The following is a 15,702-nucleotide window of genomic DNA, read 5'->3' on the forward strand; positions in this document are numbered from 1 at the left end:
AATTTATATCTCACAGTTAGAGTCTTTTTGTACTCTAAAATATATTAATTAAAAATTTGTCCAGAGTTCTGGACAAAAAAAAGTAATCACGTTCTAGAAAGTAGGATAAAATAAGGATATAAGATAAGAGTAACAAGGAAAAGAGGGGAAAGGAACAATCATGTTTTTAAATACCAATGAACGACAGGTAATGGGCCTTCTAAATTTTGAAAATTATGTTGCTGCCATAGCTTTAGCCAAACAGTTACTTGTCTCTGATAAAACAATTAGAAGAATAATTATTAAAATTAATGAAGGATATTTAGAATATCATGGAAAACCATTAATTATTTCTCAAGCAGGCAAAGGATTTAAACTTTCTGATTACTATAAAGATAAAGATATTTATAAAGAGTTAGAACATAATGAGCATGAAGATAATGACAATGATTTATTCAGAATCATGTTGACGATATTATTTAGTCATCCCTATAAGAGAAGAGATGATGTTTTAGAAACTGATTATTTATCTGCGAGTGCTAAAACAAATAAATTGAAGAAAATTAAAGAAATTTTCAAAAAGGATGAACTATTATTTAAGGCTGAGCAACATTATGTCTGGATTGAGGGAGAAGAGCCACGGATTAGAAAAGCAATTAATAACTTAATTATGCTGATAAATAAAAATAAAAGTATTCATAAAATAGGCCTTCGACTCTTTTCAGGAGATAGTAAGTTTATTGATCATCAAGTAGAGCTAATTGAAGAACAAATGGAACAATATCTCAATTATCCTTATGATTGGATGGTAAAGCTTCATCTATCAGTATTAGTTAAACGCGTGAGAGAGGGCAATATAAAACGTTCTATCAGTAAAATTGATGATAGAGAGCGTGAAATTATGTTAAAGAACAAACATCTCTCAAGTCTGTCAGTAAAAATTACTGACAACCTATCACATTATCTTAATTTTTCCTTAGATGAAGTTGAGAAACTTTTATTGTTTCAAACCTTATATGCCATTAATTTGAGCAGACAAGAAAGTTTGAAAATCGATGAACAATTGGCAGATGAACTTACTAAAAATCTGATTCTCGATTTTTTTGAAATATCAGAAGTCACAAGTTTAAAGTTCAGTCACAGGCTTCGTGAAGATTTATATCACCATATTTTGCCCATGCTCTCACGTTTAAGACTTGGCATTCATATTGAAAATAATTTATTAGATGAAGTCAAATTAAAATATAATAAATCCTTTGAAAAAATATCAAAAATAATTGCTTCAATTAATCACGAACTTGCATTTGAAACTGAAATTGATGAGTCAGAGATTGGCTATATTACACTTTACTTTGAAAAATATTATTTAGAAATTAAAACTAATAAAAGAGTGCTACTAGTCTGTTCAACAGGTATTGGGACAAGCGAATTATTAAAAGTCAGAATTCAGCAAAAAGTTCCAAATCTAAATATTATAGGAACGATGAGCAATCGACAAGCGAAAAAAAATCAAGATTATATTGCTGGAAATACAGATTTAATCCTGACAACAATTGACACACCGATTGAGGCTATTGGTAATATTCCAATTATGATTATCAATCCATTGCTAACCGAAAATGATGTTCAAAAAATAAATTATATTTTAGAAAAAGGTAGGGAAAAAAATGACCGAAATCGATTTGAAAAAAGTAGTTCATAAAAATTTATTGGTTGTTCCGTCAAAGTCGAAAAGTAAATCAGAAGTTATTCAGGAACTAGGAAATTTACTTGTCAGTAAAGGCTATGTTAATGATGCTCAAGAATTTATCAAGGATGTCTATCTACGCGAAACCGAAGGTGTCACAGGAATTGGTCAAGGTGTCGCTATTCCGCATGGAAAATCCTTATCAGTCAAAAATACAACAATTACAGTTGCCGTCTTAGAAGACGAAATTGAGTGGGAAACTTTGGACGAACAACCAGTAAAAGTAGTGATTATGTTTGCTGTTAAAAATATCGATGCAACTACCACTCATGTTTTATTGTTGCAACAAGTCGCTCAACTCTTAGCACACGATGATTTTCTTAATAAACTGGGAGAAGTAAAAACAGTCGATAACTTATATCAGTTACTGACAAAAACTCATTAAGCGCACATGGCAATTTTGCCTTAAAATAATAATTTTTATAAAGGAGATCCTAATGGTTTTAGTAACAGGAAAAGAACTACTCGCAGTCGCAAAAGAGAAAAACTTTGCAATTCCAGCTTATAATTGTGGCTCAGGCCCATTGCTAAATGCTACTTTAAAAGCATGCGAGGAAGATCAAAGTCCGTTTATTATTGCAATTCATCCAGACGAATTAAGCTTTTTAGAAGATAATTTTGTCGCTTCATGTATTGATGCAGCCAATAAGACAAAATTGCCTATTGCAATTCATTTGGACCACGGAGCAACTTATGAACAAGTGATTCATTCCATTCAACTTGGGATGACATCAGTCATGATTGATAAATCCTTGGCCCCATTTGAAGAAAATATTGCAATTACAAAAAAAGTTGTTGAAGCAGCACATGCCGTGGGGGTCTCAGTAGAAGCAGAACTAGGGACAATTGGAAATACTGGAAACAATGTCGAAGGAGGAAATCAAAAAGGCATCTATACTGCTCCTGAACAAGCCAAAGAATTTGTTAAACGCACTGGTTGCGATTCACTGGCTGTCGGAATTGGTACCTCTCACGGACTTTATCCAAAAGGCATGCAACCAAAATTGGCCATTGATGTTTTAGAAGAAATTGTTAAGGAAACTGGAATTCCTTTGGTTCTTCATGGAGCATCAAATAATTTAGATTCAGAAATTAAAGCAGCAGTGACTCACGGAATTAACAAAGTAAATATATCATCAGATATCAAGATTGCATTCGCTGAGAAATTACGAGACGAATTAAACGATGGAAATTTAGAAAAAAGAGAACCAAATGTGCTCTTCCCAGAGCCTATGAAAGAAACAGAAAAAGTAGTTCATCATAAAAATCAACTTTTTGGAGCAGTTGATAAAGCTAAATATTATTTCCAATAAACTAAACAATAAAATTAATAAAAAGTTCCCTTTGATTTAAATTTAATCAAAGGGATAACTTAAAAATACAAAAGTAAGCGATTACTTTTTAGAGATAAGGAATCTTATTATGAAAATCGTTGGAATTGCAGCCTGTACAGCTGGTATTGCTCATACATATATTGCTAAAGAAAAATTGACTCAATCCGCAATAGAACATGGTCACGAAGTCCACATTGAAACCCAAGGATTGGCTGGACTTCAAAATAAACTTGACTCCAAAGAAATTGCAGAGGCAGATGTTGTAATAATTGCAGCTGACATTAAAATTAGTGGTCGTGAGCGATTTAAAGGCAAAAAAATTGTCGAAGTACCAACAAGTCTTGTTGTGAAATCACCTAATAAGTTGATTGAAAAATTAGAAGAAATTTACCAAGGAGCCTGAAAATGAACACTTTAAAAACACTAGGTTTTAAAAGACATTTAATGACAGCAATTTCCTTTTTTCTACCTGTTATTTGTGCAGCTGGTTTTTTACTGGCTATAGGTAATATCATGGGTGACGAAAGTATTGATGATTTTTCACAGACTTTTTCTTTTGCTGATACGATGTCCACCATGGGGGGATATGGTCTTGGTTTTTTACCTATGATTGTTTCAACCGCAATTGCTTATTCGATAGCAGATAAGCCAGGAATTGCTCCAGGATTAATTGTTGGGTTTGTTGCCCACGGAATTAATACAGGCTTCATTGGAGGGATTGCTTCAGGTTTTGTTGTTGGGATTATCACCCTCCTCTTTTATGAGAATATTAAAGTTCCGAAATGGATGGAGGGGTTGTTACCTACTCTCATTGTTCCTTTCGTTTCCTCATTTCTTGGGGGAATGGTCATGTACTATATTCTTGGCACACCAATCAATTATTTGGTCAAAATATTAACAGATTATTTGATGAATCTAGACTCATCGCAGCTTTTGATTTATGGTTTAATCATTGGAGTATTATCATCTATTGATTACGGTGGTCCAATTAACAAAACAGTATTTGCGGTTGTATTTACTATGTTTTCAGAAGGAATTTATCCACCCCTCACTGTGTTAATTGGAGCCTCAATGATTACACCTTTTGGTTATGGATTTGCAGTGATTTTTCAAAAAATATTCAAAAAAAATGTTTTTGATAAACAAGATATAGAAACATTGAAATCGGCTATTCCAATGGGATTCTGTCAAATTACTGAAGGATGTTTTCCAATTGTTTTCAAGAATTGGTTAAAAAATATGATTGCAACCGGAATTGGTGGGGGAGTTTTTGGAGCATTATCAATGTTTTGGGAATGCGATAGCCATATTCCTGCGTCAGGTATGTTTGCTGCACCAACTATGACAGGTAATCATGGCCTACTTTTTATTCTTGCCCTCGTCATCGGTTCAGTAGCTCAAGCTCTTACTTTTATTATCATCATGAAACCAGTTAACCCAGATGAAATGATTGAATTCGAAGAAAAAGAAGAGGAAGAAATCGATTTCAAAGACCTCAAAATATCATAAGGAGAGAAAATGAACTACGAAGAAAGTGTTAGAAGAGCTTTTAAAGATTCAAAAATAGCTTTTACAAGAGAAGAACTAGATAGAATAGAATATGCAGATTTTGGGTTAAATAATATTAAGCAAGAAGGTTTGAATTTAATCATCTATATTAATAACGACCGCTATTGTGCAAAGGAAATGGTTCTTTTGGCAGGACAAACCTGCCCAGAACATAAACATCCACATCGAGGTCAGAATCTAGAGATTGAAGGAAAAGAAGAAACCTTCCGGGTTCGTCAAGGGCAAGTTTATCTTTATGTTACAGGAGAACCAAATGTCAAAACAATAATTGCCAAAATTCCCAGTGGTAACAAAGAGTGGTATACAGCAAGACATGAAATCATTCTTAATGCAGGTGAACAATTCACGATTGCACCCAACATACTTCATTGGTTCCAAGCTGGGAAGGACGGGGCAATTATTTCAGAGTTTTCTTCTTCAAGTGAAGACTCTTCTGACATCTTTACTAATCCAAAAGTTAGACGATAAATGAAATAAACTAGGACATTGTCCTAGTTTTTATTTTAGGTCAGCTTTTTCCGATATTGATTTAGAGTCATTCCCGTCCATTTGCGAAAAGCTCGAGTGAAAGAACTGACCTCAGAATATCCTAAGAGATAAGAAATTTCATCAGTTGTGAGATTTAAATCCTTTGAAAAATGGAGAGCCATTTTTTTCTGAACGGATTGTAACTCTGCTTTAAATGTAGTACCAGCTTGTGCAAGATTTCTTTGAAGGGTTCTGCTACTAATTCCCAGTTTTCTTGCTACATTTTGAATGGAACAGTCCCCAGAAGGAATCAAGAGTTGAACTTCTTTATGAAGGCTATTGATGAAGTCAGAAGGAGTTTTGATTTCTTCTAGCTGACGATTCAGTTCGGGTTCTATCATCCGCCACATACTATTATTTCTGGTCAAAAAAGGTAGTTCTAAATCTTGGAGATTAAAACTCAAAAGATTATCATTTTTTGAAAGCTCAGGAGAAATCCCAAAAACTTCCAAAATTGAAGAACTGAATGGATAAGGACTGATTACTTTTTCAGGAATAATATTTTGACCTGTTCCAGTTCTTAGAATACTTAAAATAATAAGTTGCTCATTAAATAGAGAAAAACGTGAAAGATTTTGTATTTCAGAAATATCATTTAATTCAACTTGAACATGTTTTTCTTGAATACTGACTTTAATTTCAACTGGAGCAATGATATTTTTATATTTTGCCAAACGTTTTATAGCTTGTAAGCCAGTAGCAGAAGAAAGAGCGACGAAAAAAATAGGCATAAATAATCCAAAATTTTGGACATCACTTATCAAAAGAAGTTGTTCATCAGTCAATCTTTTTGATAGGACCTCTTGAAATTTATAAAATTGTTGATTCGTTAAAACAATTTCCTCTTTCCAAAGCAAATTTGGAATTTGGGCTTCTTCTAAAAGAAGGTTCAAATCTAAATGATGTAATTCGAGAAAGTTTTGAAACTGTTGGTCAATACTTATTTTCATAATTTTCCTTATTTTATTAACTGGCCCGCATGATTAGCCAATCAAAAATTCTTGTTGGCAGAATGGTATGAAGAAAGACAAGGGGCTTTGCTCCAAAACCGATTAAATAACGAGCTCTCATCCTTTTTGAGCTGACTGCCTTTAAAATCGTTTTTGAAATTATTTTAGGGTCAGACATCATGTTCCCAGAATACTGTTTTCTCATACCGGTAGCTGTTTTTAAGGCGGCTTCTTCGTAAGCTCCTCCTTTGGCAGAATCCGCTAAATGATCGGCTGCGATTAATCCCCAATCGGTTTTAATTCCTCCTGGTTCAATTAAAGAAACATCAATGCCAAAGGGTTTAACTTCCATCCGGAGGGCATCGCTAAAAGCTTCTAAGGCATATTTCGTTGCATGATACCAAGCACCAAAATAGGTTGTGAATCTACCGCCCATTGAAGAAATATTAATAATCCGACCAGCTTTTTGGTGACGCATGTGAGGCAAAACTAGTTTAGTTAGAGCAGCTAGTCCAAATAAATTCACCTCAAATTGACGTTTAGCCTCTTCAAGCGGAACATCTTCGATTGCGCCATAAGAACCATAACCCGCATTATTAATTAGTATATCAATTTGTCCTTCATTGTCAATTATTGTATCTACCAATTTACTACAAGAATCTTCATTTGTAATATCTAGATAAATTGGCTCGACACCTACGCTTTTTAATTTCTCAAGTTTGTCCATTCTTCGTGCCGCACCATAAACCTTATGCCCATTCTGAGCTAAAAACTCTGCTGTTTGATAGCCAATCCCACTACTTGCTCCTGTGATTAATATAATTGCCATATCTTTTCTCCTTTATTAATTATAAAACTATTATAGATAAAGTTTAGCAAGAATAAAATGACATTTGGCGCCAAATTTAGTACAGTTTGCGCCATTTTTAAAAAAGATAAAAAATTAAATAGATTTTCTTTGATGTAATATTTTTTATTTCGTATTATTATATCGTAATTAATTGACATCAATTTGCTTTTGACTTATAATTAAATGTGAAAGAGGTAATAAAATGAAAATTACATTTAAAACTTTGGATGGTCGCACATTGAACAAAGAATTTATTGATGCTAATGACTTTATTCGTCAACAAAATCTTGAAATTCCAGCAATTGATGATTCTGCAAAAGTAGTTGAAGTTCTTATCGATGAAAAACCTTATGATTTTACAGGAAATATTGCTGATTTGTACTTCAAATTAAACAAATAATCTATTTACAAACGAAATTAAGAAACAAAATGACCTTCTCAAACTAACTTTGAGGAGGTCTTGTGATAGTTGAATTAGAAATACAATGTAGTTAGGAGGAAATAAGATGAAAACTTTTAATTATGGTAAAGATGAATTACAAGCGCTTGACCTCTATCAGCCAAAAGAATGGAACGGAAAAACTTTAGTATTGATTCATGGCGGTGGTTGGTGGCAAGGAGACAAAGGCAAAGAAAAAGAAGTTGCTACAGGATTAGCTGCCGAAGGTTATCAGGTTGCAGCTCTGAATTATCGTTTGGCCACACAAGCTAAAAATCTTTTTCCAACCCAAGATGAGGACGTTGAAGCTGCCTACACTTGGCTTCTTAAAAATATCCCAGATTTCAAGGCTGATAACATCGCTTTTATTGGTGGCTCAACAGGTGGACATTTAGCTGTTTATTTGGGATTGACAAAAGGTCGACCATTTGTCAGCCTGTCAGGACTTTTAGATTTAAAGGGGTTTTATGAAAATCATAAGGAAACGATTCCTAAACAATTAATCATTGCTCCAGACTTACCCAGTAAGAAGATTGACCAAGCAGGAGCCAATGATTCTTACTATAAGTGGATTATCGAAAACTTACTGGCGTCAATAAATGACGATAGTTTAGAAAAGGCCTCAATTTTTTCTAAAGTAACTAAAAAGAGTGGACCGGGCTTGCTTTGCAACTCGATGAATGAGCTTGTTCCTGCTTATGAACATCAAAAATTAGCAGAACTATTGCGACAAGAGCAAATTCCCGTAGAAACTTGCCTACTTAGCGGTTCACGACATGGGGAGGCTTATATTGATGACATTTGGCCTAATCTTTTAAACTTTTTAAAACGTTATATCTAAAGATAAAAACAATCAACTCAGTAGTTGATTGTTTTTTAATTTATTTAGTAGAAGACTTTATCATTTCTATAAGCTTTAAAATTTCATCAGTATGAAAATTATTTGATTTATAGAGGGCATAAAAACCATTTTTAACTCCAGTATAGTGATAGTTATAATCTTTTTCAAAATATTTTAGAAAACGAGCAGAAATGAAAGTTGCACTATTTTTATTAATATTAATATTTGAGAGAGCATCTTGAGTCGACTCAACTGCAGTATAAGGTAAATGTGAAAATAATGGATTATTTTTTTCTAATATTTTGTAAACATCAATTTTACTTTTACTGACAATAAGGGAAGTAACTTCGCTTTCTAGTGGATTTTTACTGACAGAAATAATTTCATCATCAAAAATTTTTTTGACCGAAATATCTGCTGACAGAACGGGCTGACTAGAAGCACTAATCAATGCCAAATCACAGTAACCATTTTTCAATTCTGTCAGCGCATTAAAAGAAGAAGTGCTTTTGATAATTAAGTTAGCCTGATTAGTTTCATGCTCGAAAATTTGAGGAATCACAAAATTTGTCATTAAAAAATTTCCTGAAATCCGGAGAATAGAAGAATTTTTTAAGAGTGATTCTGCGGAAACAATAGCGTTCTCAAAAAAGGAGCGAATAATTTCATAAAGCTGAATTCCAAGAGCTGTCAGCTGGATTCCCTGACCATTTTTTTCGATTAGGTGAACACCATAAGCAGACTCAAGTTTTTTGATTTGGCTACTGACAGCTGGCTGACTGATATAAAGTGCCTCTGCTGCCCTTGATATTGACTGAAATTTTGCGACATGATAAAAAATTTCAAGCTGATGTATATTCATTGATGTCTATTTAACTTTCACTTGTAATTGATAGAAGTCTGATTAAGACCTTATAAACGATTGACATATTTTTCACCAATTTCATTGGCATATAATTCCATGACCTTAGTCCAAAAACTGCCCTCTTTATCGCCAGATTCACTAAAATATTGCTTCATTTTATTGATTTGATTTTCATTCATACGTTCATCTAACATGTTTCCTTGTTCGGTCAGATAAAGCTGTTTGATTCTTTTGTCATTTTCATTTGGCTTGAAATGAACCAATTCTTTTTCTTTTAAATCATTCATAGGACCGTTCAAAGCTTGTTTAGAAATATCAAGCACTTCAAGTAATTCATTAACAGTTAAGCCAGGAAGTCTTCCGATGAAAAATATAATTCGCCGATGTACTTGACGAATTCCGTAAGAAAGTACTAGGTCGTCCTCTTGTTTAATAAATGCACGGTATCCGAAGTAAAATAAAGCCAAATCTCTAGTAAAATTTAAGTTATCGTCTATTCCTGAGTTTTCTTTAGTCATAGCTCACTCCTTTTATTAGTCTATTATACTTGATAATTTAAATAAGTCAATATCGTTGACTTATTTAAAGAAAAGCGTTATTCTATAAATGTCAAGTTGATTGACCAATATATAATAAAATATGGAGGAATGCGATGTATACAGTAGGAGATTACCTATTAGACCGATTACACGAGTTAGGAATTGAAGAAATTTTTGGAGTCCCTGGAGACTATAACTTACAATTTTTAGATCAAATTATTTCCCGCAAGGATATGAAATGGGTCGGAAATGCTAATGAATTAAATGCTTCATATATGGCTGATGGCTATGCTCGTACTAAAAAAGCTGCCGCATTTCTTACAACCTTTGGAGTAGGTGAATTGAGTGCAGTTAATGGATTAGCAGGAAGTTACGCCGAAAATTTACCAGTAGTAGAAATAGTGGGATCACCTACATCAAAAGTTCAAAATGAAGGAAAATTTGTTCATCATACGCTGGCTGACGGTGATTTTAAACACTTTGTGAAAATGCACGAACCTGTTACAGCAGCTCGAACTTTACTGACAGCAGAAAATGCAACCGTTGAAATTGACCGAGTACTTTCCGTACTACTAAAAGAAAGAAAACCTGTCTATATCAACTTACCAGTTGATGTTGCTGCTGCAAAAGCAGAGAAACCCTCACTCCCTTTGAAAAAAGAAAATCCAAATTCAAATACAAGTGACCAAGAGATTTTGAATAAAATTCAAGAAAGCTTGAAAAATGCCAAAAAACCAATCGTGATTACAGGACATGAAATAATTAGTTTTGGCTTAGAAAAAACAGTCACTCAATTTATTTCAAAGACAAAACTACCTATTACGACATTAAACTTTGGAAAAAGTTCAGTTGATGAAGCTCTCCCTTCATTTTTAGGAATCTATAATGGTAAACTCTCAGAGCCTAATCTTAAAGAATTCGTGGAATCAGCCGACTTCATCCTGATGCTTGGAGTTAAACTCACAGACTCTTCAACAGGAGCCTTCACTCATCATTTAAATGAAAATAAAATGATTTCACTGAATATAAATGAAGGAAAAATATTTAGCGAAAGCATCCAAAATTTTGATTTTGAATCCCTCATCTCCTCTCTCTTAGACCTAAGCGGAATAGAATACAAAGGAAAATATATCGATAAAAAGCAAGAAAACTTTGTTCCATCAAATGCGCTTTTATCACAAGACCGCCTATGGCAAGCAGTTGAAAACCTAACTCAAAGCAATGAAACAATCGTTGCAGAACAAGGGACATCATTCTTTGGCGCTTCATCAATTTTCTTAAAACCAAAGAGTCATTTTATTGGTCAACCCTTATGGGGATCAATTGGATTTACATTCCCAGCAGCATTAGGAAGCCAAATTGCAGATAAAGAAAGCAGACACCTTTTATTTATTGGTGATGGTTCACTTCAACTTACGGTGCAAGAATTAGGACTAGCAATTAGAGAAAAAATTAATCCAATTTGCTTTATTATCAATAATGATGGTTATACAGTCGAAAGAGAAATTCATGGACCAAATCAAAGCTACAATGATATTCCAATGTGGAATTACTCAAAATTACCAGAATCATTTGGAGCAACAGAAGATCGAGTAGTCTCAAAAATCGTTAGAACTGAAAATGAATTTGTGTCTGTCATGAAAGAAGCTCAAGCAGATCCAAATAGAATGTACTGGATTGAGTTAGTTTTGGCAAAAGAAGATGCACCAAAAGTACTGAAAAAAATGGGTAAACTATTTGCTGAACAAAATAAATCATAATTTATAAATAGTAAAAAACATTAGGAAATACCTAATGTTTTTTTGTTGACTAAATCAATCCCTCTTTCTTTAGAAAACCTTAGTTTCTCAAAGACAACTTAATTAAGCCTGCCAAATATAAACTAGAGAAGTTGGAAGAAAACTCCATTTGCGGAAGGGTTCCTTTAGGAAAAATCTCTCTGAGTTCATCCTTTATTTTTTCTATATTTAGGAGCTTCTCCCAAACTTGAGGAATAAAGATAATTAATTGATGAGGGGCATACATTGCGATAATTGTTTGAATTGAATCAAATACTTTTAGATAAATCTCGTTTTGACTCAATGGAAATTCAGCATTTCTAAAAGTAGGAAGATATTTTATTTCCCCACTGATATTATTGCTTCCTTTAAAAATAGTTTGATTAATAATCAAAGAAGAACCTGGCGGAAATTTTTCTGGAAAATAAACGCCTGATAAAACCTCATTCTCCTCTAAAGCATAGCCTAGAGTAGCGGCATTAATATCATTTTCAATAATGGTTTCAATCTGAGTTGAATCTCTAATTTCTTTAGCGAGATTAATATTTTTAAGCGGTGAAAAATCCATAATACGTAATTCTCCGTCAATCTCAACTCCAGTAATACCACAAGTAATTAAAACGATTTGAGGAAAAACACTTCTAAAATGATTAATATTAAGCAGAAGTTCGTCTAAATTATTAGTCTTTAAATTTTTTTGTTCAATGACATTTCCCAGAAGATCGACAATATGATAATTGACCACTAAATTTTTATCATTTTCGATAAATTGAAGGATTAGTATTAATTCTTTAGTAGTATTAAATTCATAGGCTGTTGCGAAGCGACCGCCAGTTTTAGCATGTTTATCAAGAGATTTAATGGTATCACTTTCAATCAGTTCCACAATAAGTTTATTAATTGTAACAACACTGAGTTGAGTCCCGTCTGATATTTGACGAATTGTAAGTGGTAAATGAGCATTTTTAATGTAATCAGAAATTAGTTCCTTATTGTGTTCTTTGATATTTTTAGGTTTATAGGCTTTCATAATTCTCCTTATATGATCATTTTTCAAAATAAAAACGCTTTACTAATTTTGATAAAAAAGATATAATGAAATCAACTTATTAAAGTTTGTTAATAAAGTTTATTTAAAAAAATCGGCCTGCTCTTATTATTCTTAATAAAAGGAGCAATCATTGCCATTAGAATCATTATACCACTATTTTTAAAAGATTATCCAGCAATTGGATAAAGCTAGCTAGAAAATGGAGAAACAGAATGCACATCGAACACGTAGCGATTTATGCTGAGGATATTGAAAAAATAAAAGCTTTTTATGAAAAATATTTTAATGTCACTTCAAGTGATTTATACCATAATCAAAAAACAAGCTTCAAATCTTACTTTTTAACCTTTGACTCAGGAAGTCGAATGGAAGTCACAACAAAAAAATTCTTATCAAATAGAATTGCTGAGAGTTTAGGATATGCTCACATTGCCATTGCAGTAGGGGATAAACAAGCAGTAGATAAATATGCTGAAAGATTTGTAAAAGATGGTTATCCATTACTCAACGGCCCTCGTACTACGGGAGACGGCTATTATGAAGCAGTCATTCAAGATCCTGAGGGAAATTTGATTGAACTTACGACAACGCTAGATGAAGAACATAAAAAATAGAGAGTGGGTAAGAGGTTTTGGCAGTTGATTTTGATTATCAACAGATGTTGTTAGGTAACTTATATCTTGCTGGGAATATTTTACTAGAAAACAAATCCATCCACGGCAAGAAGATTGTCCAAAAAATCAATAATACTCCGATTGAAGAAAAAGAAACAATCGTTGCTTTAGAGCGACAAGTTTTTGGGAAAACAGGGGACAACCTGTATGTAACTCCCCCATTTCAGGTGGATTATGGCCGACACGTAGAAATTGGAAATAATTTCTATGCAAATATGGATTGTATTTTCTTAGATGTTAATAAAATAAAGATTGGCAATAATGTTATGGTGGGTCCACGTGTCAGTTTTTATACGGCAGGTCATCCAATAGATCCTCAAATTAGAATAGAAGAACTTGAATTTGGCTTGCCTATCACGGTTGAAGATAATGTATGGATTGGTGGGAGTGCCACTATCCTTCCAGGAGTGACCATTGGTAAAAACTCAATCATTGCTGCAGGCGCAGTAGTAACGAAAGATGTTGCAGCCAATACAATTGTCGGAGGAAATCCAGCTCAGCTTATCCGAGCAATCAATGAAGAGGACAAGCGCTATTGGAACAAGAAAAAAGAAGAATATCAATCAAGATTAAAAGAAAAATAGAAATAAATCGATATATTTTTTAAATTGGAGATAATGTATGATTAAAGCAATCGCCGTGGATATGGATGGAACCTTTCTTAATTCAAATAATGACTACGACAGAGAAGCATTCCTTGAGCTCTTTAAAAAATTAAAAGCTAAAGAAGTGAGATTTGTGGTAGCAAGTGGAAATCAGTACGCTCAAATAAGTTCTTTTTTCCCAGAAATTTGGCGAGAAATAACATTTGTCTCAGAAAATGGCGGACTCGTATTTGAAAAGGGAAATTTATTAATAAAAAAGATCATTGCCAAACCAATTATTCAGGATACTTTGACTCTTTTAGAAAATACTTCCTACAAAGTTGGAATTATTCTTTGTGGTGTAAAATCTGCCTATATCCTCAAGAGTGAAAATGCTGATTTGAAAAAGGAAGCAGCAAAATACTATTTTGCAGTCAAAGAAATCGATTCATTTCAAGACCTTCCAGATGATGAATGGGTAAAAATCGCCCTTCAATTAGAGGATAAAAATGCTTTTTCGATTATTGATTTAATGAATGAAAAGAATAATTCTCAACTAAAAGCCGTATATAGTGGACATGGAAGTGTTGATTTGATTGCAAACGAAGTAAACAAAGGGAACACACTTAAGCATTTATTGAATCAATGGGAAATTAATCCCGAACAATTTCTAGCTTTTGGTGATAGCAATAATGATTTAGAAATGTTAGAGCTCGCAGGCTATAGTTATTCTATGACTAATGCAAGTGAACAAGTAGCCCGAGTAGCAAAATATCAAGCACCATCAAATGATGAGAATGGAGTAATTTCTACTATCAATGCTTTATTTGATAAATTAGGCTAAAACTTTATGAAGTGGAAGGAACAAGTAAAAACCACTTCATTCTAAGGCAGTAAACTTAAGAGTAAATAATTGATATTATAATGAACAACAATAATTTTGACCTCCTATAGAAATATGATTGTAGAGCTCTCACCAAGCACAAGGCACATTATAATGATCTAAGTAGCAATAAATCTTGTCTTCAATTTGATTTACTGTCTTAAAATGAAGTGGCTAGTTCTTAACTCAGATTCTTGAACAAAGAAATACTAATAAAAGAAAGATGATAATATGATTAAACTTGTACTTACAGATTTAGATGGTACTTTCTTAAACAAAAGCGGTAGTTTTGATCAGTCTTACTATGAGAAAGTTAAGACAATAATGGATCAGAATAATGTTATTTTTGCCCCCTGTACTGGTAAACAATGCGAGCGGGTTGAAGAACTCTTTGATACAGATATTTCTAAAAATATCTGGATATTGGGCGATAGTGCAACACGAATTAAACGTGAAGGTAAATATATTTATGAGTCCTTATTACCAAACAAGTTAGGACTTCAAATTATTGAAAAACTAGAAAATATTGCATCAGATCATATTATTATCGCTTGTACCCCAACCGCTGCCTATATCAAGTCAACGGTCTCTGAAGAGGACACTCAAAAAATAAGAAAGTCATATGCTGTTGTCAAAAAGCAGGAAGATTTACAAAATATTGAGGAAGACTTTGTAAAAATAACCGTTTTTGATCAAAAACTGAGAGCATTTGAAAATGTTAAAGAGCTGTCCGAATTTGAAGCTCAAGCCTATATCGTGGCCTCAGAAGCAGCATGGATTGATATTTCCAACTATAATATCCACAAAGGAACGACCGTTCAAGCACTACAACATATTCTTGGGGTAACAAAAGAAGAAACAATTGCCTTTGGCGATGGACTCAATGATATTGAACTATTAGAAGCCGCTGGCTGTAGCTTTGCCGTTAATAATGCTTTTGACATCGTAAAAGAAAAAGCTGATTTCATAACAAAATCAAATGAAGAGAGTGGCGTTCTTCAAACCATTGAAAAGTTGTTGCTTTTACAAAAATGAAATGAATCATAGATCTAAGTTAACTGATTAAAATGCAAAGGACAATAATACCTATT

General features: G+C 33.2%; 18 protein-coding genes. 13 read left to right on the top strand and 5 right to left on the bottom strand.

From position 1 onward, the window contains the following. The first annotated feature begins 160 nt into the window (after positions 1–160). The 6 genes from LDP15_RS02970 to LDP15_RS02995 all read left to right on the top strand — a co-directional run bounded on the left by LDP15_RS02970 (position 161) and on the right by LDP15_RS02995 (position 5,097). Positions 161–1,681 carry a PRD domain-containing protein gene (locus LDP15_RS02970; protein WP_015426555.1) on the top strand — a complete coding sequence of 507 codons (1,521 nt, stop codon included), beginning with the start codon at positions 161–163 and terminating at the stop codon, positions 1,679–1,681. Beyond that, a complete protein-coding gene (locus LDP15_RS02975) occupies positions 1,647–2,111 on the top strand; it encodes a PTS sugar transporter subunit IIA (RefSeq protein WP_042230422.1) in 465 nt (154 codons plus the stop codon). Before LDP15_RS02970 ends, LDP15_RS02975 begins: the two co-directional genes overlap by 35 nt. Before the next feature lie 52 nt (positions 2,112–2,163). Further along, a complete protein-coding gene (locus LDP15_RS02980; RefSeq protein WP_015426553.1) occupies positions 2,164–3,039 on the top strand; it encodes a ketose-bisphosphate aldolase in 876 nt (291 codons plus the stop codon). Between the two features lie 109 nt (positions 3,040–3,148). Next, positions 3,149–3,463 carry a PTS fructose transporter subunit IIB gene (locus LDP15_RS02985; RefSeq protein ID WP_015426552.1) on the top strand — a complete coding sequence of 105 codons (315 nt, stop codon included), beginning with the start codon at positions 3,149–3,151 and terminating at the stop codon, positions 3,461–3,463. A 2-nt stretch (positions 3,464–3,465) separates the two neighbouring features. Beyond that, positions 3,466–4,569 (top strand): PTS fructose transporter subunit IIC, encoded by a 1,104-nt coding sequence (locus LDP15_RS02990; RefSeq protein ID WP_225513465.1) that lies wholly within the window; start codon positions 3,466–3,468, stop codon positions 4,567–4,569. 9 nt (positions 4,570–4,578) lie between these two features. Beyond that, on the top strand, positions 4,579–5,097 hold the full coding sequence (locus tag LDP15_RS02995; RefSeq protein ID WP_015426550.1) for a D-lyxose/D-mannose family sugar isomerase: 519 nt from the start codon (positions 4,579–4,581) through the stop codon (positions 5,095–5,097). 35 nt (positions 5,098–5,132) lie between these two features. Here LDP15_RS02995 and LDP15_RS03000 read toward each other — a convergent pair whose 3' ends face one another. Together LDP15_RS03000 and LDP15_RS03005 are read right to left on the bottom strand one after the other, a co-directional pair. Further along, positions 5,133–6,107: an AraC family transcriptional regulator gene (locus LDP15_RS03000; protein ID WP_015426549.1), complete on the bottom strand. Its 975-nt coding sequence runs from the start codon at positions 6,105–6,107 to the stop codon at positions 5,133–5,135. Between the two features lie 16 nt (positions 6,108–6,123). Further along, the gene (locus LDP15_RS03005) at positions 6,124–6,936 is read right to left on the bottom strand and encodes an oxidoreductase (RefSeq protein ID WP_015426548.1); all 813 of its coding nucleotides are present in this window, start codon (positions 6,934–6,936) and stop codon (positions 6,124–6,126) included. Between the two features lie 223 nt (positions 6,937–7,159). Here LDP15_RS03005 and LDP15_RS03010 point away from each other — a divergent pair, with 223 nt between their 5' ends. Together LDP15_RS03010 and LDP15_RS03015 are read left to right on the top strand one after the other, a co-directional pair. After that, a complete protein-coding gene (locus LDP15_RS03010; RefSeq protein WP_012897925.1) occupies positions 7,160–7,357 on the top strand; it encodes a hypothetical protein in 198 nt (65 codons plus the stop codon). Between the two features lie 106 nt (positions 7,358–7,463). Beyond that, the gene (locus LDP15_RS03015; RefSeq protein WP_015426547.1) at positions 7,464–8,237 is read left to right on the top strand and encodes an alpha/beta hydrolase; all 774 of its coding nucleotides are present in this window, start codon (positions 7,464–7,466) and stop codon (positions 8,235–8,237) included. Positions 8,238–8,277: 40 nt separating this feature from the next. Here LDP15_RS03015 and LDP15_RS03020 read toward each other — a convergent pair whose 3' ends face one another. Together LDP15_RS03020 and LDP15_RS03025 are read right to left on the bottom strand one after the other, a co-directional pair. Beyond that, a complete protein-coding gene (locus LDP15_RS03020) occupies positions 8,278–9,099 on the bottom strand; it encodes a LysR family transcriptional regulator (protein ID WP_015426546.1) in 822 nt (273 codons plus the stop codon). 50 nt (positions 9,100–9,149) lie between these two features. Continuing rightward, positions 9,150–9,620, bottom strand: a complete 471-nt coding sequence (locus tag LDP15_RS03025; RefSeq protein ID WP_003130267.1) for a MarR family winged helix-turn-helix transcriptional regulator — start codon at positions 9,618–9,620, stop codon at positions 9,150–9,152. A 134-nt stretch (positions 9,621–9,754) separates the two neighbouring features. Between LDP15_RS03025 and LDP15_RS03030 the strand changes: the two genes are divergently transcribed. Beyond that, positions 9,755–11,401 carry an alpha-keto acid decarboxylase family protein gene (locus LDP15_RS03030; protein ID WP_015426545.1) on the top strand — a complete coding sequence of 549 codons (1,647 nt, stop codon included), beginning with the start codon at positions 9,755–9,757 and terminating at the stop codon, positions 11,399–11,401. 79 nt (positions 11,402–11,480) lie between these two features. Here LDP15_RS03030 and LDP15_RS03035 read toward each other — a convergent pair whose 3' ends face one another. Continuing rightward, entirely contained in the window at positions 11,481–12,449 is a 969-nt protein-coding gene (locus tag LDP15_RS03035; protein ID WP_015426544.1) for an ROK family protein, read from the bottom strand. A gap of 233 nt (positions 12,450–12,682) precedes the next feature. Between LDP15_RS03035 and LDP15_RS03040 the strand changes: the two genes are divergently transcribed. From LDP15_RS03040 to LDP15_RS03055, 4 genes are all read left to right on the top strand, one after another. Next, positions 12,683–13,084, top strand: coding sequence for a VOC family protein (locus tag LDP15_RS03040; protein WP_015426543.1), 402 nt, complete (start codon positions 12,683–12,685; stop codon positions 13,082–13,084). Positions 13,085–13,101: 17 nt separating this feature from the next. After that, positions 13,102–13,728 (top strand): sugar O-acetyltransferase, encoded by a 627-nt coding sequence (locus tag LDP15_RS03045; protein ID WP_136122592.1) that lies wholly within the window; start codon positions 13,102–13,104, stop codon positions 13,726–13,728. A 37-nt stretch (positions 13,729–13,765) separates the two neighbouring features. Beyond that, complete coding sequence (locus LDP15_RS03050) at positions 13,766–14,572, top strand: Cof-type HAD-IIB family hydrolase (protein ID WP_015426541.1); 807 nt, start codon at positions 13,766–13,768, stop codon at positions 14,570–14,572. A 270-nt stretch (positions 14,573–14,842) separates the two neighbouring features. Further along, positions 14,843–15,646 (top strand): HAD-IIB family hydrolase, encoded by an 804-nt coding sequence (locus LDP15_RS03055; RefSeq protein ID WP_015426540.1) that lies wholly within the window; start codon positions 14,843–14,845, stop codon positions 15,644–15,646. Positions 15,647–15,702 lie beyond the last annotated feature (56 nt).

The organism is Lactococcus sp. SK2-659 (assembly GCF_020218185.2).
In the GTDB taxonomy this organism is placed as follows: Bacteria; Bacillota; Bacilli; order Lactobacillales; family Streptococcaceae; genus Lactococcus; species Lactococcus lactis.